Source organism: Bradyrhizobium sp. BR 1433 (genome assembly GCF_051547665.1).
Taxonomy (GTDB): Bacteria; Pseudomonadota; Alphaproteobacteria; order Rhizobiales; family Xanthobacteraceae; genus Bradyrhizobium; species Bradyrhizobium australafricanum.
On sequence record NZ_JBPUGG010000001.1, the window covers coordinates 6,472,014 to 6,493,275 of the forward strand.

Here is a 21,262-nt window from a genome sequence, read left to right on the forward strand (position 1 = left end):
GCGGAGCGTTTGCGCGGAGATCATGCTCAATAGAGGAGCGACACCGGATATTCCGTGATGATGCCTCGCCTGCTCACCGCGCTCGTTGCGCTGGTCCTGTCCGCTGCCGCGTCGGCCGAAACGCCCGATCTCGCGATGATCGCGCGATCGCAAGGCACGCCCGAGATTCCCGGCTTGAAGATGGTCTGGCTGGCACCCTGGGCGACGTCACCAGATCGCATCCCTGGCGCAACATCATCGTGCACCAGACCGAGGGGCCGCAGGGCTCGGCGCGATACGGCGCCGAGGCGCAGCACAAGAACCCGACCCGGCGCGGCGTCATGGTCTGGGTCGAAACCGACGGCACCGTCTATTGGGCGGTCGCCGACAACCTCGTTCCGACCCACACAGACGGCGCCGATCGCAACGACAACAAATACATCGACAACGGCAAGACCTATCACCAGGTGAACAAGGACACGTCGATCGGCGTCGAGTTCTCCGGCAATTATCCCGACGTCACGACGGGCCCGACCGACGCACAGGTCGCGGCCTGGCGGGTGCTGGTGAAGCTGCTGCGCGCGCGTTACGGCATCCCGCCGGAGCGCGTCTACGCCCACAACTGGATCGACTTCAAGGATGCCCGCTACTGCGAGGGCTGCGCGCTCGCCACCATGGCGCGGCAGTGGGGCGAGTAGGGCGGGTACTCATCAAGATCCGGGACGCTAGCGTTTCGTGACGAAGCGGCAACCCGACCCGACCTCGGCGATATCGCCTTCTGAAGCGGTCATCTGGCTGTCCCAACCCCAACTCCCACCTTAAAGGTGACAAATTTTCAGACATTGAGAAGTGCGGACGCAAGTTGTTGCGTGACGTCGGAGTGCACCAAGATGAGCCCTTCTGGAGCTTTGATCGCGATCCTGCCGTGTAATGACCTTGATGCGTCGGAGCGGTTCTACAATCGGCTGGGCTTTGCGCGCCCGGACGGCGAAAGGCCTGCTCCGGGAGAGCCCGACACCTATCGCATGCTGTCGAACGGGAAGGGCGGATATCTACATCTGACGGACGCGGTCGAGGGATGGCTGACGCCGGGCAGAAACCCTTTTGGGCTTTATCTTTACCTCGAGAGTGTTGATGCTGCGGCGCGCGAATTTCAGCAATCACCCGAAGACAAGCCGTGGGGGATGTACGAATTCGCGATCTCTGACCCGGATGAAACGTCGGTCCGTGTCGGTTGGCCAACCCGTCTCCGCGCCGAAGCGCAATAGTTCGTCTGCTTTTGGACCCTAGCCGAAATAGCCAAAAGCGCCTGTTTTGTCCGCTTCGTAGGATGGGTGGAGCGAAGCGATACCCATCAAGCTTGTGCTGCGCGGTGGGATGATGGGTATCGCTGCGCTCCACCCATCCTACGGACTGGCCAGGGCAGCCTTGACCCATCGCGGACATTTCCTCGTCTTCATCCATTGATCTGGATCAATGCGTCCCCTCACGTTCGCGTTGGCATCGTTCGTTCTGCCAATCCATACGGAGGGTACTATGGAAAGCGCGTGCAGGTATCCCTTAGCGTTGATCGTCTTTGCGTTGGCACCGTCTGCTTTCGCCGCCGAGCTCCCAAAAGAAGGCAACTTCGATTACACGGCGTGCTGGTCGGGCACGAGCAGCACTATCTCATTTTCCAAGACCCACATCGCGCGAAGCTATGAGCATACCGGCTCTATCCGAAGCAATCCTCCGGGTGGGCTTTTCGACAAAGATACATTCCGGTGCGTAGGGGTTAGTGCGTCTCTTGGTGGGAAGATTACTGGCACCACGGTCTGCGAGTCCATTGACCGAGACGGTGATAAGCGACTTTCGTACTTCTCGACGTCAGAAGGAAAGGTAACCAGAGAGACAGTCGCGGGGACTGGGAAGTACGACGGCATGGTCATGACCGCAACGATACAACCCTTAGGGCCTTTCCCGGTCATCAAAGAGGGAACCTTTCAAGACTGCAATCACCAGACTGGTACCTATACGTTGAAGTGATGTTGCATCTTTGCGCGAGGGCCGCCTTTGGGCGGCCCTTGCTTTGCCCGAACCGGCGATCGAATGTGGACGATGGGTGTTGCAGCACAGGGGCTGGCGTTAACGACGCTTGGCGATTTCCAGCCTGGGCGACATCGCTTCGAAGCTTGTTAAAATTTGCCGGGTACCCCTTCCGGGCATTGCGATCAGGGGAGAGGTATGGGTAAGCGGGCCAAACGTGGAAAGACCGAGACGCTCGCGCTACCAGTGGCCGGAAGAGTTGTAGTTGGCGTCGTGGCCGCTGCCGCATTGGGGTACGGCTTGCTGTGGCGGCCGGCGAGCGTTCAACCGATACGGAAGCAAGCCGCGCACCAGGTGCCGGCACCATCTAGTCCTACGCCGTCGACTCCCATTCACGTAGCGGCGGCGGTTCAGGCTCCAGCGCCAGCTCCGGTTCCGATCCCGGTCCCCGCGCCCCGGATCGAAACACCAAAAGCCGCTGACGCTCCCGGAAAATTTGCTCGGCAGGTGGTTGACTACGTCAGTCACCAGCCGCCGGGCACCGTCGTCATCGATACCGGAAACACATTCCTCTATCTGGTTCTGAATGGCGGGCAGGCGATGCGCTACGGCATCGGTGTCGGCCGCGAAGGTTTCACATGGTCCGGTGAGCAGGTCGTGGCCCGCAAGACAGAATGGCCGGATTGGCGTCCGCCGGCAGAGATGATTTCGCGCCAGCCTTATCTGCCGCGGTTCATGGCGGGCGGTCCTGGCAATCCGCTCGGTGCCCGGGCGATGTATCTGGGCGATACCGAATACAGAATCCACGGCACCAACAAGCCCGATACGATCGGGAAGCGGGTTTCATCCGGCTGCATCCGGCTGACCAATGACGACGTCATGGACCTCTATGATCGGGTGAAAGTCGGCGCGAAAGTGATCGTGCTTCCGGCACCAGCTGCCCATCGACCATCCCCGGGCGCGCCGCCCGACGCCGCCGTCTCATCGCAGGAACCGGCGTCGCCGTCGAGCCGGCCCGCGGCAGTCATCGCGCAACCGCAGGCTTCTCGATCGAAGATGGCCGACGCCCAGTAACTCAATTCCACTGTCCCAGATCTACAACTTGAGAGGCAGCCCCGCAGGATGGGTGGAGCGAAGCGATACCCATCAACCTTGTGCCGTGCGCGCTACGGCATCCCGCTGGAGCGCGTCTACGCGCACGACTGGATCGACTTCCAGGACGCCCCTCCAGCGAAGGCTGCGGGCGACGGTGGGCGAGTAGGCGCGTACTCCATCAAAATCCGGGACGCCCGCTTTCGGGGACGAAGCGGAAACCCGCCCCGACCTCAGGGAAATAGAGCAGACGTCACGCGCTTCATCTGACGCAACTTCAACCGGGACGCATGCCTTTGCCCTTGATCACCGCCTCGGCGTCCCGCGTCTTCAAATAGTCCAGAAGGGCCTTTGCCGCTGCAGCTTCCTTGGCGTCCGTGCCGAGCGCGGCCGTGAACACGACCGTCCTGCTGCACCTCGGCTGGGAACGGACCGACTACGCTGCAGCCCCGGAGCCATCAACACGTTCATCAGGAACAGGGCAAGCTCGGCTTCTCCCGCGGCGACCACCGCGACAACTTGCGCTGGCGTTGGCTGCGGCTTCATCTTTGCCTTCATCGGTTCGGTGATGCCGAGCCGGTCGAACACCTTCGCGATTGAATAGCCAGTTGCGCTCTGCGGAATTGAAGCAACCGATTCTGCCTTCAGCAGCGACGCTTTGAGTGCGGCGGGTGTCGAGATGTCTGGCTTCGACCCGCCCGCACGAACTGCGACTCCGAGGCCGACGCGGGCGATGTCGATGGTCGAGCCACTCACAAACCGCGCCCGTGCGTCAGCATCCTGCATCACCTCGACCGGCACGATGCCGACATCGAATGGCTTTCCCGACGTCGCTTCCTTGATCAGGTTTGGCGTCGTACCGAAGAAAATATCAAGCTTGTGACCCGAAGCCTGTTCGAATTTCGGTTTGATCTCCATCCAGATCGCGTTCATCGCGCCGCCCGCCAGAACTCTGACCTCGGCTGCGTGTGCGCTGGGGACCAAATGGTTTACAAACGTCAACGCAAGCAATGCAAGGACCGAAAAACACCGCTTGGTCATGATGTGCCTCCCAAACAACCTATGGAGGGTACCCTGCAAAGTACTTCGAAACCAAGCTCGAAGGCTGCCGTTGCAGACCATGTGCGAGCCTCCACCATCCAGTCGCGCGCACGCCATTCCGGGAGGCCCAAGCCGAGAAATCAACATCGCGGCTGTAAAATCATCGGTCGCATTCAATGGGGTGTTGATGGCCGCCTTGGCCTGCTGTGTTTGCGCCACACAGTTTGTGCCAATGCGCCTGATCAAAATGGACTAGGTGGCCGCACCGTAACCTGCGGCATGCCGGGCGTCGGTGCGCTGTATGAGACCGTATGATCGCGTGCGTGGGGCATTGGTAGTAGCGCGCTGCAGCAACAGCGGTTTCTTGTGGATCAAATTCGGGAAAGTCGTAGCGTCGTGAGTAGAGGCTGTGCCGCTACAGCCTTCCAGCCCCGGCAGCCCCGGCTCACCCCCTGAGCTGGGGCTTGCCCGGTTCCTCGTTCGATGGTCGATCGAGATGGATGGCGTCGAGTACAGCCCGATAGGTCTAGCGATAGTTTTCTTCGTCGTCGGCGGGGGCGCTCTTCTGCTCGGATGATCAGCGCTACAGCCCATCAAGCGAAAGCCGCTCGAGATCCCGCCTGAGGTCGCCCGGCAGTTCGCCGCCGACATGCAGGCGTTCCACGCGGAGTACGATCAGATCAAGCGTGAAGCGGGCGATCCCTTATCGCGCATGGTCGAGGTGTGGTGGAACGTCGGCCAAACCCGCACGACTGAGCACATCGTAAATCGGCAAATGCCCGCGGCAATTGCCATTCGGAACTGGTCCTAACCAACAGACGGGCAGGCAAATCGCATGCGCAAAAGTAGTAGCGCGCCGCAGCATTGCGGTTCGTAGTGGATAGAAATTGGGAAAAAGGCGCAATGTAACGTCGTGGGCGGAGGGCGGCCGCTACAGCCTCCGAAGCCGCGTCAGTCCCAGCTCAATCCGCCTTCCAGCTGGGCGCACCGGACGGGGAGGGAGATCTCATGAGGGCAGCGCTCTTGGCATTATCGCTCGTTGGTCAGCCGCCCGTACAAATTTCAGACAGTGTTCCCAACTTCGACATCAAGTCGCTTTGCGCGGACGTTTCCGTTGACGATAAAGCGTCGGGACTTCCCCAGGACGCGAGCAAGTGCGTGAGTGACGAGGCGGTTGCGCGGCAGCAGCTAAACTCGATCTGGCTAACTGTCCCGGCGGGACCGCGAGAAAGTTGCGAACTCATGGCAGGGTCAGGGCAAGTACAAAGCTATGTCGAACTCCTCATTTGCTTGAAAATGATTGACTGGGACTCGCCATCGACAGTGCCCTCTCAGAGGCCCAGGCAAGGTTCGAAAACGCCAGGCAATTAACCGCCGTTCGATGAATTGCGACGGAGCGCTGTGAAGCGTGCGGAGAGGTCACCATTCAGTCTCCCGAGCGCAGTGCCGCTTCGATGCGCTGGATCAGCCGCTCCCGCAGCGAAGGCACCGCGTTGCCGAGAACGGCGAAGGTGCGGACGATGGGCAAATACGGCTCCATTGCCGCCGTCAGCTCCGCGAGGGACATGCCGTTGAGCCGGGCATATTCGGATTGCGCCGCCGCATTGGTCGCGCGCGGCCGCTCCGGATTGTCGGCGACTTCCGGCCCGAGCTCGGACAGGATCACGCGCAAGAACCCAAGCTCGAGGACGGCGGGCCCGCGCATCGCGCTGACCCAGTCGACCAGCTTTGGGCCTTCCGCTGTCATGATCACGTTACCGGGGCTCAGGTCGGTATGGCAGAGCCCGTCGCCCGGCGGCAAGCGATCGATCAGCGCGAGGATTTCAGTGGCGATGTGCTTCGGTAGCTTGCCGTCGTCGTGCTCCAACTGAGCCTCCATATACTCGCGCATGGAGAGGACCTCCGGCGGCAGGGGCGTCTTGTGAATGGAGATGGCAAGAGCCGCGACGATCGCGCCGGCCTGTTCGAACGTCACCGCGCCGGTTCGGGTTAGCTGCAGCAGGGTCGGTCCGTCGAGGCGCTGCAGCACGATGCCGAAGCGCCCGTCCAGGGTCACCTCGCCGAACACCTCCGGCACCGGAGCGCCGGCGGCGTGGACGGCGCGGATCATGTGCACCTCGAACCAGGGCATCCGCCGCGGCAAGCCGGGCTTGAACAGTTTGACGACTTGCCCCGGCGCCCAGGCGTAGGCTTCGGAGTAGGCGCCTTCACCGATCTTTTCCCCCAGCGATCCCCGCATGCCCGTTCTCCGCCGTGCAGAGCAAACACCGGCGGCGAGCAAAAAGGAACCCCTCCCGTCGCGGGGCCGCCGGACACCATCGCTGACGGCCTGCGTGACCATCGAGAACGCCGGGTCTTCGAGGTGAACCGGAAGTCCCTCGGTAGCGGCAAGGCTTTGGCGAGTCTCGTCCGAGCCTTCAGCTCGGTTCAATCCAATGGGAAGGATTCGAGACGTACATGGTTCCTCGCGTCAAGAAAGCGGACAATTCAAGTCCCACACCTAAAAACGGCAAGTCGAGCACAATGACGCCCGAGCCCTTGGCTGCCTCAAATCCTCCGTACAGCGTGTGGAGTGCATTTCTCACGTTTTGAAGTAAGCCAATAGCCGTAAAGGTGTTACGCGTATTCAGCGCGGGTGCCACGTACCTGCCGTTTTTCAAGCCATCGATGAAGTACTTGCTGTTATGGATCGATTGTAGTGCCGATTTCGAGATCAGCTTTTCGGTAAATGCGACATTGACGCCCCAGTCATTCAGGGGTTCACGGTGCAACTCATATGGAACGCTGAAACCAAAGCCGATAACAGCAACCGCCCCTCCGCTGCCTCCAAGACCCAGTCCCCACCGGCTGCTAATAATCTGGAGATCAAAGGTCTCCAAATCTCCCAGGTTCACGACGTACGCGGTCGTGCTCTCGATGCCGCCGATCAACAACTGTCCGCCAGACTTGACGCCGAAGCCAAGCCAACGTTTGAAGAACTTGCGTTCCTCCGGATAAAATTGAGGTTTCGGTTGAGGCGGCGGTGGTGGCGGCGGCGGCGGTGGATTTGGCTTATTCCAAACCGAGATGATCACACCACGCCAGGCTTCGTTTTCCACCCCATCCATTTCACCTGCATACTTGGCCGCGCGTTCCCCTTTCGCCACCTCGAGCGCAACTTTGAAATTGTTGGGCACTTGCTTGCGAAGCAGATCGATTACGGCCCGCAGCCTGTTATGCGACAATTCCATGTTGAAATCGTCGCTGCCGGTACGACTCGCAAGTCCGATAATTGTAAGGCTTCCTCCGCTCCTCAATTTTGGAGCGACGACACTGATCAGCCAATTGGAATGTTCCGGCTTTATGGCGAACTTGCCGACTTCGAAGTTGAATAACTTCGCCGCAATCGTATCCGGTGCCTGCGATCCGTACTCCTGGATTTTTCCAGGTGATGCCATGTTGACTATCTCCCAACGGAGAGACCGACTGCGGAACGGGTAGGACCCGGATTGAAATATCCGCGTATCAATGGGTCGCTTTGGAGTTTATGCCGGTTCATCATCGCCCTCGGATTCCCGTCAGCTACCTGAAGGTGCCGTCGAAGTCGGTGAACGCGAAGCCATAAGACACTCCGTGGTTTTCGGCGGAATGAGCGTGCGCGGCTTGGGTTCATCGCGATGTCGCGGCATAGCGCGGCAGTGGGCGAGTAGGGCCGCGTACTCCATCAAAATCCAGGACGCCTGCTTTCGGGGACGAAGCGGAAACCCGATCCGAATTCAGGGATATCGCCTTCTGACCCGAAGCGTCCTGCACGGATGGCGCGTCGTCGCGTGCGCCATCCGCTCCTACAATCTATCTCTTGCTATCTCTTGCGAAGAAAAAGAGACTTAGGCCTTCAGGTCCGTGATCCGCATGATCGCGACCACATTCCCATCGTTGTACGCCTGCTCTTTTGTTTCCTTATTACAGGTCCAGACAAAATTCTTCTTGCCCGTAAAGGTCTTTCCCTCCTGCTCGAGCCGAAGCTCCCCCTCAGTGATATGGCAGATCATGGCATTCATCATCGGGGGGCCCATGGTCTTCGATCCCGGCTGCATAATGACATCGCGCATTGAGACCGTCTTGAATCCTGGGATCAGGGATGGTGTCTCGCCTTCATATTCACGCACCACGACACCTGGCCAGGGTGCAGCATCCTTGTAGCCCGTGGCTTGAGCCTCGGCGGGCTTGATCATGGCAGTCGAAACCGCTGCCAACGCGATTCCCAGTGCGGACCTTCGATCGACCTTCCTCATCGCTTTTCTCCCGACGTTACCGAACGAGCGGCCGCAAATGCAGCGCGCAAAGTTCGTGGTGAACGGTGGTGTGAAACCGAAAAAAGAACGGCCTCTAGGAGAGCGTGTGCCTGCCGATAGCACCTGTGCTGCTCGTTTGCCCGGACGGTGATTTCGGCACGTCCCGCTTCAAGGGCCACGACATTCTACGGCACCTGACGCATCCGGGGAACAGGTGGCGTTGCACGAAGACACTGCAGCCTGTCGGGAAGGTCCGAAACTGGCCCCTTAGCCGGCATGACCGAGTGCGCCTCACGGGTCCGCACCCGAGGCTGATGCGGACATTCGTCGGCAGGCGGATTGATGGCTACACGCCCCGGATCGAGGTGCGTGCCGAGCACCACTTTGCAAACAACAAAAAAGCCGGCGTTGCCGCCGGCTTTCGTGTCTGTTGGCTCGCTGCTGCGCGATCAGTGCGCGGCTTCGAGCGCGGCTTCCTGCCGGGCAATCGTGCCCTTCACGGCCGACTGCACCTTCTCGAACGCGCGGACCTCGATCTGCCGCACGCGCTCGCGCGACACGCCGAACTCGGCGGCGAGGTCTTCCAGCGTCATCGGCTCGTCCGCCAGACGCCGCGCCTCGAAGATGCGGCGTTCGCGCGGGTTGAGCACGCCGATCGCACCGTTCAGGGCCTGACGGCGATGATCGAACTCCTCGCTCTCGGCCATCAGGGCTTCGGCGTTGGGCGAGTTGTCGACCAGCCAGTCCTGCCATTCGCCGGCTTCGCCGTCGTCGCGGATCGGGGCGTTGAGCGACGCGTCACCGCCGAGGCGGCGGTTCATGTCGATCACGTCCTGATCGGTCACGCCGAGGCGCTTGGCAATCAGCTTGACCTGGTCGGGGTGGAGATCACCCTCTTCCAGGGCGGAGATCTTGCTCTTCGCCTTGCGCAGGTTGAAGAAGAGCTTCTTCTGGTTCGCGGTGGTGCCCATCTTCACGAGCGACCAGGAACGCAGAATGTACTCTTGTATTGACGCCTTGATCCACCACATGGCGTAAGTGGCGAGACGGAAGCCCTTCTCGGGCTCGAATCGCTTCACCGCCTGCATCAGGCCGACATTGCCTTCCGAGACGACCTCGGAAATCGGCAAGCCGTAGCCGCGATAGCCCATGGCGATCTTGGCCACGAGCCTGAGATGGCTGGTGACGAGCTTATGCGCCGCGTCGCGATCGTCATGCTCGCGCCAACGCTTGGCGAGCATGTACTCCTGCTGGGGTTCCAGCATCGGGAACTTGCGGATCTCGGCGAGGTATCGAGAGAGGCCGGATTCTCCATTGAGGACCGGCAACGTAGCTGTACGGGCCATTTGAGCGCCCTCCAGTGGTTCAGGCCCCCGATAGCGGCGGGCCCGGCAGGTGGCCGCTGGGTTAAAGCCGGCCATGCTGCGATGTTCCGCGCTGGATATTCAGCGCAGGTGCAACATACACCAAACTGTCCGTGATAGGGAAGGATTGCTGACGTCACGTCCCCGTGTGGCAGGTATAACCTGTTGTCATAACGCGGCTTTTCCGGAAGGGGTGCGTCATACCGCCGCTTCCAGCGCCCGTTGCAGAAGAAGCAAATCCTCCGGCAAAGGCGCCTCCCAGTGCAAAAGTTCTCCGGTCCGGGGGTGCTCCAATGCCAGCAGATAGGCGTGCAGGGCCTGCCGGCCCAGCGCAGTGAGTGTGTCCTTACCTTCCGCGCCGAGCTGCCCGGCCTTGGTCTTGAAGTGGGCGCCGTAAACGCTGTCGCCGAGCAGCGGATGGCCGAGATGGGCGAGGTGCACCCTGATCTGATGGGTCCGCCCGGTCTCGAGCCGGCACGCCAGCAGCGAGGCGACCAGCTTGCCGTCGCGGCCGGCGAAGCTCGAGAGCACCTCGAAATGCGTGATCGCCTCGCGGCCGCCCTGGCGCACCGCCATCTTCTCGCGGGCGTGCGGGTGGCGGTCGATCGGCGCGTCGATGGTGCCGTGGGGCCGGTTCGGCACGCCCCAGACGAACGCCATGTAGCCGCGCTCCATCGGGCCGGTGCGGCCATGGTCGGCGAACTGCGCGGTCAGCGACTGGTGGGCCTGGTCGTTCTTGGCGACCACCATCAGTCCGGTGGTGTCCTTGTCGAGGCGGTGCACGATGCCCGGCCGCTTGACCCCGCCGATGCCGGACAGGCTCGAGCCGCAATGCGCGATCAGCGCGTTGACCAGCGTTCCGCTGGCGTGGCCGGCGGCGGGATGCACGACGAGGCCCCTCGGCTTGTCGATGACGATGATGTCGTCGTCCTCGAACACGATATCGAGCGCGATGTCCTCGCCCTGCGGCTCGGCGGGCGCGGCCTCCGGCACGTCGATTATGATCGTATCGCCTTTGGCGACATGATAAGCGGGGTCGCGGACGACGGCGTCCTTGACGGTCACGGAACCGGCCAGGATCAGCGCCTTCAGCCGGGACCGCGACAGCTCCGGACTGCGCTGCGCGAGCACGCGGTCAAGCCGGGCCGAGCCCTCGTCGCCGGCGACGACGACCTCCAGCTTCCGACCGCCATTCGAAGAGACTTGTTGCGAAGAAACTTGCAAAGATAGAGCCTTGTGATGACCGACACCGCTGTGACCGAACCGACCCCCGACCAGGCCGCGCTGATCGCGCGGGTGCGGCGCATGATGCTGATCGCGGGCCTGACCTCGGCACTGGCCGTGGCCGTCGTACTGATTGCCATCGGCTACCGCCTTTATCGCAGCGAGGGAAGCCCCGTTTCCGTTTCCGACGTCACTGCTGCGCTGCCGAAAGGCGCGCGCATCGTCGCCACCGGTGTCGCCGGCGAACGATTGGTCCTCACGCTTGACGTGGGCGGTGCAACAGAGATTCGCACATTTGATGCAAAGACGCTGAAACCTGTCGGCAGGCTGAGCTTCGTCAACGAGCCCTGATCGCAGCGATCGCGAAGCCGCGCCGTCGATCAACCGAAAGCTGCAGCGTATTTTTTGCGCATGCGTTCTCGCATCGAGAAGGTGTGCCGCCATCTTTTCGGCCGAGTTGCACGTTCAGCTTGCGCCATGTCGCAAGCCAACTCCAGCGCTTCGATCGAGCAGTCCGGTGAATCCGATGCGGCAGGGTCGTGCGCCGACCCGACGCGCCGCGCGGTGTTGACCGCGCTCGCAGGCTGCGCCTGTCTCGCCGCGATCGAACCAGCCGCCGCCGATGATGAAGAACAGCCCGGTGCCAGCGAGCGGCCGCAAAAAGCCGATCGGCTCGTGCGCGCCGAAGGCGACAAGGCCGGCCAGGTCATCAAGTCGGAAGATCTGACCCTGGGCGGCCCGCCCATTCGCGCCTGGCCGCAGGATCCGAACACCTCGGTCATCCGCAAGGGCTCGCGGCTGAACGAGGTCGTGCTCGTCAAACTCGATCCGAGCGAACTCGACGATGCCACGCGCGCCCGCGCGCCTGACGGCATCGTCTGCTACTCGGTCGTCTGCACGCATGCCGGATGTCCGATCACCGCCTGGTTGAAGGAAGAGCAGGGCGACAAGAACGTTCTGAAATGCCTCTGTCACAACTCCGAATACGATCCGCGGCAGAATGCGCAGGTCGTGTTCGGGCCGGCGCCACGTCGCCTCGCGGCATTGCCGCTGACGATTGCCGACGGCGCGATCACGGTCGCAGCGCCATTCGTTGGAAAGGTGGGTGCTCAGCAAGGAGGATGAGGCCACATCGAGATTTCTGCATGACCTAAAGCATGATCCGGAAAAGTGCGAAGCGGTTTTCCGAAAAGATCATGCTCAAAATAAAATTGAAAAATCAAAACAGAGCAGGGAGGTAGCATCTCATGACAAGCAAGCAGTGGTTACTGTCGAGTTGTGTCGCATTCACGTGCCTCATTTCGACCTATGCCGTCGCAGGGCCGATCGAAAACTACAGTTCGGTGACCTCGGCGCGTCTCGAAAATCCCGAACCCGGCAACTGGATGCTGTATCGCCGGACCTATGACGGACAGGGGTATAGTCCGCTCAACCAGATCAACACCTCCAACGTCAAGGACCTCAAGCCGGTCTGGACCTTCTCGACCGGCGTCATCGAGGGCCATGAGGCGCCGCCGATCGTCAACAACGGCGTGATGTTCGCCGCGACCCCGATGGGGCAGGTGATCGCGCTCAACGCCAAGACCGGCGAGGAGTACTGGCGCTACAAGCGGCAGCTTCCCGACGATCTGTTCCAGCTGCATCCGACCAGCCGCGGCGTCGGCCTGTGGCAGGACAAGGTCTACTTTGCCACCACCGACGACCATGTCGTCGCGCTCGATGCCAAGACCGGCAAGGTGGTCTGGGACACCAAGGTCCAGGACTACAAGAAGGGCCAATACCTGACGCTGATGCCGCTGGTGGTCGACGGCAAGGTGATCGTCGGCGGCTCCGGCGGCGAGTTCGGCGTGCGCGGCTATGTCGTCGCCTACGATGCCGAGAGCGGCAAGGAGCTCTGGCGCACCTTCACCATCCCCGGCGAAGGCGAGCCCGGGCACGAGACCTGGAGCGGCGACGACTGGAAGTCGGGCGGTGGATCGGCCTGGATGACCGGCGTCTACGACAAGGACAACAAGACGATCCTCTGGGGAGTCGGCAACGCTGCGCCGTGGCCGGGCTCGGCTCACGCCGGCGACAACCTCTACACCAGCTCGGTGATCGGCCTCGATCCAGAGACCGGCAAGATCAAGAAGCACTTCCAGTATCACCAGAACAATTCCTGGGACTGGGACGAGGTCGATGCGCCGATGCTGGTCGACCTGCAGCGTGACGGACGGTCGTTCAAGAGCCTGATCCACCCGGGACGCGACGCGATCTTCTGGATACTCGAGAACAAACCCGACAAGATCAACTACGTGTCCGGCTGGCCGTTCGTGAAGACCAATGTCTGGAAGGGCATCGAGGCCGAGACCGGCCGGCCGATCGTCGATCCCGAGCACAAGCCGGTGCTCGGCAAGCGGGTCGAGTTCTGCCCGTCGCTGTGGGGCGGCAAGGATTGGCCGTCGGCGGCGTACAGCCAGAGCACCAAGCTCGTCTACGTTCCCGCCAACGAGAACTTCTGCGGCGGCTTCACCGGCGAGAAGCAGCCGCTGGTGCCCGGCCAGCTCTGGCTCGGCACCAAGCCGGAGGACATCGGGCTGACGCCGGCACCGAACGCCGATCATTTCGGCGAGTTGCAGGCGTGGGATCCGGCCACCGGCAAGAAGGTCTGGCAGCACGACTTCAAGACCTCGCAGCTGTTCGGCTCGGTGACGGCGACCGCGGGCGATCTGGTTCTCGCCGGCGGCACCAACGACCGGATGTTCCGCATCTTCAACGCCAAGACCGGCGAGCTGTTGTGGGAGCAGAAGACCAACTCCGGCATCATGGCGATGCCGATGTCCTATGAGGTCGACGGAACGCAATACATCGCGGTCCAGTCGGGTTGGGCGTCGACGCGCAACGCATCCAGGATGCTCTGGCCGGCAAGGTCAAGGGCTTCGAGAACAACGTCCCGCAAGGCGGCGTGATCTGGGTGTTCGCGCTCGACAAGAAGTAAGCCACGTGATCCGAGCTTCGGTCCTGATTGAATCAGGACCGAAGCGCCGGCTTGTTATGACGCGTTTTCTCCAAGCGAAACGGTGTTCGTTTCGTTCGAAAACGCTTCTCACCTATAGGGGGCGATGCGATCGGGAAGCGGCGGATGGGGAGACCGCCGCTTCCCGGTCCGCGCTTGCTTTATTTGCCCTTGGTATCGACCTTCCGCTTCTCGTCGTCGTTCATCTGCTTGATCGTGGGATCGCGGCTGGCCTCGCCGGTGGTCTGGCCGGTGGTCGCTGGCGGGCCGCTGCTTGGAACCGAGTTCTGGTCGGGCAGCACCCGCGCCGGACGCGTCGCCGTTGCGTTTGGCGGCGAGGCGGTTTGCGCGAGTGCAGCCTGTGTCGCAAAAAGAAAGACGCCCGCGGACAAAGCTGCCGCGAGCGTCCCGAATGTCTGAGGCGAGGTTCTCATCGATCTGCTTCCTCTAAAGCGCGATCGATGAGAACGGCCCGTCTCGTCTAACGTTCCAGCGTCAGGTCTCCAGCTGCTTGCCGATCGGAAGGGCGCGGATGCGCTTTCCGGTCGCGGCAAAGATCGCGTTGATCAGTGCCGGCGCGAACGGCGGCACGCCGGGCTCGCCGACGCCGCTCGGCGGGGTGTCGGCGCCGGGCGGCACGATGTAGACGTTGGTGATCACAGGTGACTCGTCCATCCGGATCACCGGGAAGTCGTCGAAATTGCCCTGCTGCACCTTGCCGTCCTTGAAGCTGATCTCGCCGTATTTCGCGAGACTCAGCCCCATGATCGCGGCACCCTCGATCTGCGAGTGGATCCGTTCCGGATTGACGTAAGTGCCGCAATCGATCGCGGTGTCGACCCGCGGCACCGAGAACTTGCCCTTGTCGTCGACAGCCACCTCGACGATGGTCGCGATGTAACTGACGAACGAGCGGTGCACCGCGATGCCGAGGCCGTGGCCCTTCGGCACCTTGCGGCCCCACTCGCCCTTCTCGGCGACCAGCTCGACCACCTTGCGCAAGCGCGCGGTGTCGATCGGGTAGCTGTCATAGGGCTCGCCGTAGTTCCAGGGATCCTTCACCGAGGACAGGTTGACGATCCGCGGGCTTCCGATCAGCTCCAGCAGCATCTCCTTCTGATCGCGGCCCGTCGCATGGGCGATTTCCCCGACCATGGATTGCACCGCGAAGGCGCGCGGGATGTTGGAGACCGAGCGGAACCAGCCGATCCGCGTGAACGCGGCCGCTTCCGGATTCTCGCACTGCAGGTTGGCGATCTCGAACGGGTTGTCGATCAGGCCCATGCCAAGCTCGAATGGCGCTTCGTGATTGGCGCCGGCGGCGAAGGTCGAGGCGATGGTCGGCGCCACGCTGCGGTGCCGCCACGCAATCACCTTGCCGCTCTTGTCGAGACCGGCCTCGATCCGTTCCACGGAGACGGTGTGCAGGAAGTCGTGATGGACGTCGTCCTCGCGCGTCCACTGCACCTTGACCGGCGCGCCGAGCTCCTTCGACAGCAATGCCGCCTCGAGCGCGAAGTCGCATTTCGACTTGCGGCCGAAGCCGCCGCCGAGCAGCGTCACGTTGACGGTGACATTGTCCTCGGGAATCCCGAGCGTCTTGGCGACGTCCTCGCGGGTGCCGCCGGGGCTCTGCACCGGCGCCCAGATCGTGGCCTTGTCGCCCTTGACGTCGGCAACCGCGACCGGCGGCTCCATGCTGACATGGGCGAGATGCGGCAGATAGTATTCGCCCGTTATCACCTTGTCGGCGCTCTTCAGGGCCGCATCGGCGTCGCCTTCCTTGCGCACCACGAGGCCGGGCTTGCGCGCGGCTTCCTCGAGCGAGGCACGATAGGTGATGGAGTCGTATTTGGCGTTGGCGCCGTCGTCCCAGACGATCTTCAGCGCGTCGCGGCCCTTGATCGCTGCTCCCGTGTTGCGCGCGATCACGGCCACGCCGCCGAGTGGCTGGAACTTGGACGGCCAGGGCCAGCCCTTGACCTCCATCACCTTCTCGACGCCCGGCACCTTCTTGGCCGCACTGTCGTCGAACGACTTGAGCTTGCCGCCGGTGACCGGCGGACGCGCGATGACGGCGTATTTCAGGCCGGGCAGGCGGACATCGGCGCCATAATTCGCCTTGCCGGTGGTGATGTCGTGCAGGTCGACGATCGAGACCTGGCCTTTGCCGAGATAGCGGAAGTCCTTGGGGTCCTTCAGCTTGAGGCCCTCGACGCTCGGCACCGACTCCTTTGCGGCGTCGGCCGCGAGTTCGCCGAAGCCTGCCTTGCGGCCGCTCGCGCTGTGCACCACTTCGTGGTTCTGCGCCTTCACCTCGGTCACCGGCACGCCCCATTTCTTGGCGGCGGCGGCTTCCAGCATCGAGCGCGCCGAGGCGCCGATCTGGCGCATCGGGATCAGATAGTGCCGCGTGCTGCGCGAGCCGTCGGTGTCCTGGTTGCCGAACTTGGCCTCGTCGCCATGCGCCTGTTGGACATGGACGCGCGACCAGTCGGCCTCCATTTCCTCGGCGACGATCAAGGGCAGGCTGGTGCGCACGCCGGTGCCCATCTCGGAGCGGTGCGCCAGGATGGTGACGATGCCGTCGGGGGCGATCGCGACGAACACGCGCGGGTCGACCACGACGCCGTGCGGCATCTTGCCGGCGCCGGTTTCATAGGCGAACGCCTGGCGCGTCATCACGGGCGCGGCGAGCACGAATGAGCCGGCGATGCCGAGCCCCTTGAGGATGCTGCGGCGCGAAACGTTCTCGACCTTCACGTGCTTCTCGAAGCCGCGAAGCTTGCTGGGATTGGTGCGGATATTCATGTCACACCCCCGTCGATGCGAGATGGACGGCATTCTCGATCCGCTGGTAGCAGCCGCAGCGGCAGATATTGCCCGCCATGGCTTCGCGGATCTGGTCGTGGCTGGGCTTCGGGTTCTGGTCCAGCAGCGCCGCGGCCTGCATGATCTGGCCGGCCTGGCAGTAGCCGCACTGCGGCACGTTGACCTGGCGCCAGGCCTTCTGCACCGGATGGTCGCCGGTCGGATGCAGCCCCTCGATGGTGGTGACCTCGCGGCCGACGACGTCGGACACCGAGGTGATGCAGGCGCGAACCGCCTCCTTGTCGACGATCACGGTGCAGGCGCCGCACAGCGCCTGGCCGCAGCCGAACTTGGTGCCCGTGAGGCCTGCTTCGTCACGGAGATACCAGAGCAGCGAAAGATCCGGGTCGCCGTCCCAATTCTGTTCCTGGCCGTTGATTTTTAGTTTGATCATGGTCTGTCCTCGCTCTGCTTAAGCTATTGACCTGTGCGGCGCGAGGTGCGGAACGTCTTCCATGGCCTGCGACCGCGCTGATGTTTGTTGTGCCAAGATATTCGTGAGCCAAATCTGCCGTGCGCCAAGGCCGTCAAGCGCTTGCGCTTTGTTCCAAGCACTCCTCTCGCTTGTCCGGCGCCGTGCGGGGCGCAGCATGGTGAAGGGCTGCGATGTTAGCAGAGACGGACGCCGGGTGACTTCACAGCCAAGTGTTTTGCATTGCCATTTGGCGAAAGCAGGGCCGTGCACGACGACGACATGACATCTCAGGGTGGCCATCATGCAATCGCGCGGGCGGTGCCACTGTAGCGTGCAGGTGCGACGCACTCGGGCAAGCCACGCGCGGCATCTCGCCCGGCACCGTCTTCCCGGTGCGCAATTTTTTGCGCACCTGAGGGCATCGCGCGGCGATGAACCCGGAATCCAGCGGGATGGCGGCGGATGCCCCCGGGGGCGTTCGTAAAGCATGCGTGACAAAATCCCCGCCGCAATGCACAAGGCATCTTGCGGCGGCCGGATTTCAAGGCTATTGCCTTGCCTCTCAACGCTCCCTTCGTCTAGCGGTTAGGACGCGGCCCTCTCAAGGCTGAAACAGGGGTTCGATTCCCCTAGGGAGCGCCAAATGTTCGCTATTCCACGACATTTTACGATACGGCTCCATTCGCTGGGAGCTTTCCTGCTCGACGACTGATTGATCACGCCGGCCGCCTGAGCAGTTGCCGCCTTGTGCTCATTTGGGTCCCGGTGACGCATCTTCGAGCCCTCATCGCGCCTTGGCGGGCAATCCCCACCACGAAACAAGCGGCGGGCGTCCCTCGTTTCCGCTATGATGAAGCCATGACGATCGGGATTACCGGACCCGGCCGGAAAGGACCACGGCAAAGTGGCGTGGTCAGGCTGATCGTTGCGGCCATCGTCATCACGATTTGCCTGATCCTGCTCTCGTTCGCGAGCGACTTCCTGGTCGATTGGCTGTGGTTTTCATCGATCGGCTACCTACAGGTTTTCCTGACGGCGATCGGCGCCAAGGCAATCGTCTTTCTCTCCGTCTTCGCGGTGACCACCGTCGTCCTCTCGCTGAACGGAGTCCTGGCGGTGCTGTTTGCCATGCAGCAGCCGCTACAGAACCGAGCCGCCCCGGGGAAGGTCGCCGGTTTTACGGCGCCGCCCGATCCGTTCGTAGAACTGCGCGACCAATTAGCCCGGCCGCGGTTTGTCGCGCTCGGTGCGGGTGTGCTCGCCGTGCTGGTTGCCGCAGGCGAAGTCGGCAATTGGAACATCTTCCTGCAGTTTCTCTACCACGTGCCCTACGGTGCGCAGGATCCGCTCTACAACAAGGACATCGGGTTCTATCTCTTTTCGCTACCCGCCTATATCGCGATCAAGAACTGGATGCTGCTGACAATTATCCTGGGCGCGCTGTTTGCCGGAGCGATCTACTGGGTGCGCGGCGACATCGAATACGATGTTCACAACCGTTCAATTTCGCCGACCGTGATCGCGCATGGCTCGGCGCTGATTGGCCTTCTGTTCGCGGTGAAAGCCTGGTCCTATGGGCTCGACCGCTATCTGCTGCTCTACGGCGACAATGGTGTCGTGGTCGGGGCGAGCTACACCGATGTCCATCTGGGGCTGCCGGCTCTGTGGTTGATGATCGGGCTTTCGATCATCGCGGCGCTCATCGCATGGGCCAATTTGCGGGCGTGCACCTACCGGCTTCTTGCCGCCGCGTTCATCCTCGTCGGCGTCGGCTCTGTCATGCTGTCGAGCCTCGTCCCTTCGCTTTTCCGGCACTTCGTCGTCAAGCCGACGGAGTTGGAGCTGGAGAAGCCCTACATCGAACGCAACATTGCGCTCACCAGGCAGGCCTACAATCTCGACCGGATCGCAACCAAGCCGTTTGCCGCTGAACAGAGGCTGACCTTCAAGACGCTGGAAGCGAACAAGGCGACCATCGACAACATCCGGCTGTGGGACTGGCTGCCGCTGTCGAATACCTACGCGCAGCTGCAGGAGATCCGTACCTATTACAAATTCCACGATCTTGACGTCGATCGCTATTGGCTCGACGGCTCCTACCAGAGCGTGATGCTCTCGGCCCGCGAACTCCGGGCCTCCCTGCTGCCGGCGAACGCCCAGACCTGGGTCAACCGCCACGTGCTGTTTACGCACGGCAACGGCGCAGTGATGAGCCCGGTCACCCGCAAGAGCACGGAAGGACTGCCGTTCTTCTATTTGCGCGATATTCCGCCCGTTGCCGACGGTGGCCCCAGGATCGACGAACCGCGCATCTATTTCGGCGAAGAGAGCGACGACTACGTCATCGTCAAGGCCAGCATCCCGGAGTTCGATTATCCGAAGGGGAAGGACAACGTCTATGCGGCCTATGACGGCAGCGGCGGTGTGCCGATCGGAGCATTGGGATGGAGAACGCTGTTCGCCTACTACTTCAACGACGCGAATCTGGTCCTCTCAAGCTATATCACGGCCGACAGCCGGATCATGATCCGGCGCAACATTACGGAACGGGTGCGCACGATCGCCCCATTCCTCAGGCTCGATCATGATCCCTATCTGGTCGTCAGCAACGGTCGGCTGTTCTGGATGCAGGATGCCTACACCACGAGCTCCTATTTCCCCTCAGCGCAGCCCGTGCCGGAGCTCGATCTCAACTACATCAGGAATTCGGTGAAAATTGTCGTCGATGCCTATAACGGGACGGTCGATTTTTACCTGATCGACCCAAGCGACACCATTGCAGCGACCTACCAGCGCATCTTCCCGGACCTGTTCAAGCCGTTCATGGCCATGCCGGCGGATTTGCAGAAGCATATCCGCTATCCGGAGAATCTGTTCCTGATCCAGGCGCGGCTGTATCAGACCTACCACATGGAGCAGGCCGAAATATTCTACAACCGCGAGGACTTCTGGCAGTTTCCGCGACAGCCGGGCGGCGACGGCACTTCGGTGATGACCCCCTATTACATCATCATGCGGCTGCCCGGCGAGCCGCAGGCCGAGTTCTTCCTGATGCTTCCCATGGTACCGAGCCGTCGCGACAATATGATCGCTTGGCTCGCGGCGCGTTGCGACGCCCCCGACTACGGCAAGCTGATTGTCTACGAGTTCCCCAAGGACAAGCTTGTCTACGGGCCGTTTCAGATCGAGGCACGGATCAATCAGAATACCGAGATCTCGCAACAACTCACGCTGTGGAATCAGATGGGCTCGCGGGTGATACGCGGTGCGAACCTGCTGGTGATCCCGATCGAGAACTCGATCCTTTATGTCTCGCCGCTCTATTTGCGCGCCGAGCTTGGACACCTGCCGGAGCTGAAACGCGTGATCGCGGCCTACGGTGAGCACGTCGTGATGAAGGAGACGCTCGCTGACGCCCTGGCCGCGTTGTTCGCGGAGCCCGGTGCGGTGCCGGCGGTTTCAAACGCAACGGAAACGGTGTCCCCTGCGGGCGGGACGGCGGGCCCGGCGCGGCAGGCGCTCGATCACTACAATCAGGCGATGGAGCGATTGAAGGCGGGAGACTGGAAAGGTTTCGGTACCCAGTTCGATGCCCTGCGCGAGCCCCTTGAGGAAATGAACCGACGCTCCGCCGGTCACTAGAGCATGATCCGGAAAAGCGTGTAGCGGTTGTCCGAAAAGATCGTGTCAAATCAAAGGGCCAGAGCGGGATGACGATTCGAAGAAAAGTCATCGCGCTCCAATGGGCTCGGGGAATTGTGAGTGCGGACGCACGCCTCAATCGGGTATTGTTAAAGGTCGCATTGCAATTTCAATCACATAAGAGTTCGCAGTTTCGTTCCGATTGGCGCGCCATCGAGCCCTCATCCGCAAACCCGGAACTGACCCGCTTCGGCACGCAAAAGCGGCCATTTCGAGCGCATGCCTGCGGCTCCCGATTCAGATTGCGGTGCCGTTGGCCGCGATCACATTCGTGAACGAT

14 protein-coding genes, 1 tRNA gene and 3 pseudogenes are annotated in these 21,262 nt (G+C 62.0%); 8 read left to right on the forward strand and 10 right to left on the reverse strand.

The genetic code is table 11. The features are described 5' to 3' along the window. Positions 1-57 precede the first annotated feature (57 nt). The 3 genes and pseudogenes from ACSKB9_RS31210 to ACSKB9_RS31220 all read left to right on the forward strand — a co-directional run bounded on the left by ACSKB9_RS31210 (position 58) and on the right by ACSKB9_RS31220 (position 3,078). Positions 58-677: pseudogene (locus tag ACSKB9_RS31210) on the forward strand (peptidoglycan recognition protein family protein). Positions 678-869: 192 nt separating this feature from the next. Beyond that, positions 870-1,247, forward strand: coding sequence for a VOC family protein (locus tag ACSKB9_RS31215; protein WP_438077905.1), 378 nt, complete (start codon positions 870-872; stop codon positions 1,245-1,247). Between the two features lie 955 nt (positions 1,248-2,202). After that, a complete protein-coding gene (locus ACSKB9_RS31220; protein ID WP_438077907.1) occupies positions 2,203-3,078 on the forward strand; it encodes a L,D-transpeptidase in 876 nt (291 codons plus the stop codon). Positions 3,079-3,373: 295 nt separating this feature from the next. Here the strand turns inward: ACSKB9_RS31220 and ACSKB9_RS31225 are convergent, their stop codons facing one another. From ACSKB9_RS31225 to ACSKB9_RS31255, 7 genes and pseudogenes are all read right to left on the reverse strand, one after another. Next, on the reverse strand, positions 3,374-3,496 hold the full coding sequence (locus ACSKB9_RS31225; protein ID WP_438077909.1) for a hypothetical protein: 123 nt from the start codon (positions 3,494-3,496) through the stop codon (positions 3,374-3,376). Positions 3,497-3,630: 134 nt separating this feature from the next. Beyond that, positions 3,631-4,284, reverse strand: a pseudogene (locus tag ACSKB9_RS31230) (molybdate ABC transporter substrate-binding protein); the annotation flags it as partial. A 1,279-nt stretch (positions 4,285-5,563) separates the two neighbouring features. Then, complete coding sequence (locus tag ACSKB9_RS31235; RefSeq protein WP_438077911.1) at positions 5,564-6,376, reverse strand: aminoglycoside phosphotransferase family protein; 813 nt, start codon at positions 6,374-6,376, stop codon at positions 5,564-5,566. A gap of 178 nt (positions 6,377-6,554) precedes the next feature. Then, entirely contained in the window at positions 6,555-7,574 is a 1,020-nt protein-coding gene (locus ACSKB9_RS31240) for a hypothetical protein (protein WP_438077913.1), read from the reverse strand. 429 nt (positions 7,575-8,003) lie between these two features. Beyond that, a complete protein-coding gene (locus ACSKB9_RS31245; RefSeq protein ID WP_438077915.1) occupies positions 8,004-8,411 on the reverse strand; it encodes a hypothetical protein in 408 nt (135 codons plus the stop codon). A 449-nt stretch (positions 8,412-8,860) separates the two neighbouring features. Next, entirely contained in the window at positions 8,861-9,757 is an 897-nt protein-coding gene (rpoH, locus tag ACSKB9_RS31250; protein ID WP_024581019.1) for an RNA polymerase sigma factor RpoH, read from the reverse strand. Positions 9,758-9,973: 216 nt separating this feature from the next. Continuing rightward, complete coding sequence (locus ACSKB9_RS31255) at positions 9,974-10,954, reverse strand: RluA family pseudouridine synthase (RefSeq protein WP_438080479.1); 981 nt, start codon at positions 10,952-10,954, stop codon at positions 9,974-9,976. A gap of 60 nt (positions 10,955-11,014) precedes the next feature. Here ACSKB9_RS31255 and ACSKB9_RS31260 point away from each other — a divergent pair, with 60 nt between their 5' ends. From ACSKB9_RS31260 to ACSKB9_RS31270, 3 genes and pseudogenes are all read left to right on the forward strand, one after another. Next, a complete protein-coding gene (locus tag ACSKB9_RS31260; protein WP_028333161.1) occupies positions 11,015-11,350 on the forward strand; it encodes a hypothetical protein in 336 nt (111 codons plus the stop codon). 126 nt (positions 11,351-11,476) lie between these two features. Then, the gene (locus ACSKB9_RS31265; protein WP_438077917.1) at positions 11,477-12,124 is read left to right on the forward strand and encodes a ubiquinol-cytochrome c reductase iron-sulfur subunit; all 648 of its coding nucleotides are present in this window, start codon (positions 11,477-11,479) and stop codon (positions 12,122-12,124) included. Positions 12,125-12,246: 122 nt separating this feature from the next. Continuing rightward, positions 12,247-13,976: pseudogene (locus ACSKB9_RS31270) on the forward strand (methanol/ethanol family PQQ-dependent dehydrogenase). 179 nt (positions 13,977-14,155) lie between these two features. Here ACSKB9_RS31270 and ACSKB9_RS31275 read toward each other — a convergent pair. The 3 genes from ACSKB9_RS31275 to ACSKB9_RS31285 all read right to left on the reverse strand — a co-directional run bounded on the left by ACSKB9_RS31275 (position 14,156) and on the right by ACSKB9_RS31285 (position 17,259). Then, positions 14,156-14,428, reverse strand: coding sequence for a hypothetical protein (locus ACSKB9_RS31275; RefSeq protein ID WP_438077919.1), 273 nt, complete (start codon positions 14,426-14,428; stop codon positions 14,156-14,158). A 61-nt stretch (positions 14,429-14,489) separates the two neighbouring features. Beyond that, a complete protein-coding gene (locus ACSKB9_RS31280) occupies positions 14,490-16,805 on the reverse strand; it encodes a molybdopterin cofactor-binding domain-containing protein (protein ID WP_438077921.1) in 2,316 nt (771 codons plus the stop codon). 1 nt (position 16,806) lies between these two features. Next, positions 16,807-17,259, reverse strand: a complete 453-nt coding sequence (locus ACSKB9_RS31285; protein WP_028333166.1) for a (2Fe-2S)-binding protein — start codon at positions 17,257-17,259, stop codon at positions 16,807-16,809. 588 nt (positions 17,260-17,847) lie between these two features. On the opposite strand from ACSKB9_RS31285, the gene ACSKB9_RS31290 reads away from it, so the two are divergent. Both ACSKB9_RS31290 and ACSKB9_RS31295 read left to right on the forward strand, forming a co-directional pair. Further along, positions 17,848-17,922, forward strand: a tRNA-Glu gene (locus ACSKB9_RS31290). 216 nt (positions 17,923-18,138) lie between these two features. Beyond that, positions 18,139-20,922 carry a UPF0182 family membrane protein gene (locus ACSKB9_RS31295; RefSeq protein ID WP_438077923.1) on the forward strand — a complete coding sequence of 928 codons (2,784 nt, stop codon included), beginning with the start codon at positions 18,139-18,141 and terminating at the stop codon, positions 20,920-20,922. Positions 20,923-21,262 lie beyond the last annotated feature (340 nt).

Excerpts from the sequence above, each read along its gene's own strand:
- ACSKB9_RS31215 (WP_438077905.1), top strand. The coding sequence starts at position 870 with ATGAGCCCTTCTGGAGCTTTGATCGCGATCCTGCCGTGTAATGACCTT.
- ACSKB9_RS31220 (WP_438077907.1), top strand. The coding sequence starts at position 2,203 with ATGGGTAAGCGGGCCAAACGTGGAAAGACCGAGACGCTCGCGCTACCA.
- ACSKB9_RS31235 (WP_438077911.1), bottom strand. The coding sequence starts at position 6,376 with ATGCGGGGATCGCTGGGGGAAAAGATCGGTGAAGGCGCCTACTCCGAA.
- ACSKB9_RS31240 (WP_438077913.1), bottom strand. The coding sequence starts at position 7,574 with ATGGCATCACCTGGAAAAATCCAGGAGTACGGATCGCAGGCACCGGAT.
- ACSKB9_RS31245 (WP_438077915.1), bottom strand. The coding sequence starts at position 8,411 with ATGAGGAAGGTCGATCGAAGGTCCGCACTGGGAATCGCGTTGGCAGCG.
- rpoH (WP_024581019.1), bottom strand. The coding sequence starts at position 9,757 with ATGGCCCGTACAGCTACGTTGCCGGTCCTCAATGGAGAATCCGGCCTC.
- ACSKB9_RS31260 (WP_028333161.1), top strand. The coding sequence starts at position 11,015 with ATGACCGACACCGCTGTGACCGAACCGACCCCCGACCAGGCCGCGCTG.
- ACSKB9_RS31265 (WP_438077917.1), top strand. The coding sequence starts at position 11,477 with ATGTCGCAAGCCAACTCCAGCGCTTCGATCGAGCAGTCCGGTGAATCC.
- ACSKB9_RS31275 (WP_438077919.1), bottom strand. The coding sequence starts at position 14,428 with ATGAGAACCTCGCCTCAGACATTCGGGACGCTCGCGGCAGCTTTGTCC.
- ACSKB9_RS31280 (WP_438077921.1), bottom strand. The coding sequence starts at position 16,805 with ATGAATATCCGCACCAATCCCAGCAAGCTTCGCGGCTTCGAGAAGCAC.
- ACSKB9_RS31285 (WP_028333166.1), bottom strand. The coding sequence starts at position 17,259 with ATGATCAAACTAAAAATCAACGGCCAGGAACAGAATTGGGACGGCGAC.
- ACSKB9_RS31295 (WP_438077923.1), top strand. The coding sequence starts at position 18,139 with ATGACGATCGGGATTACCGGACCCGGCCGGAAAGGACCACGGCAAAGT.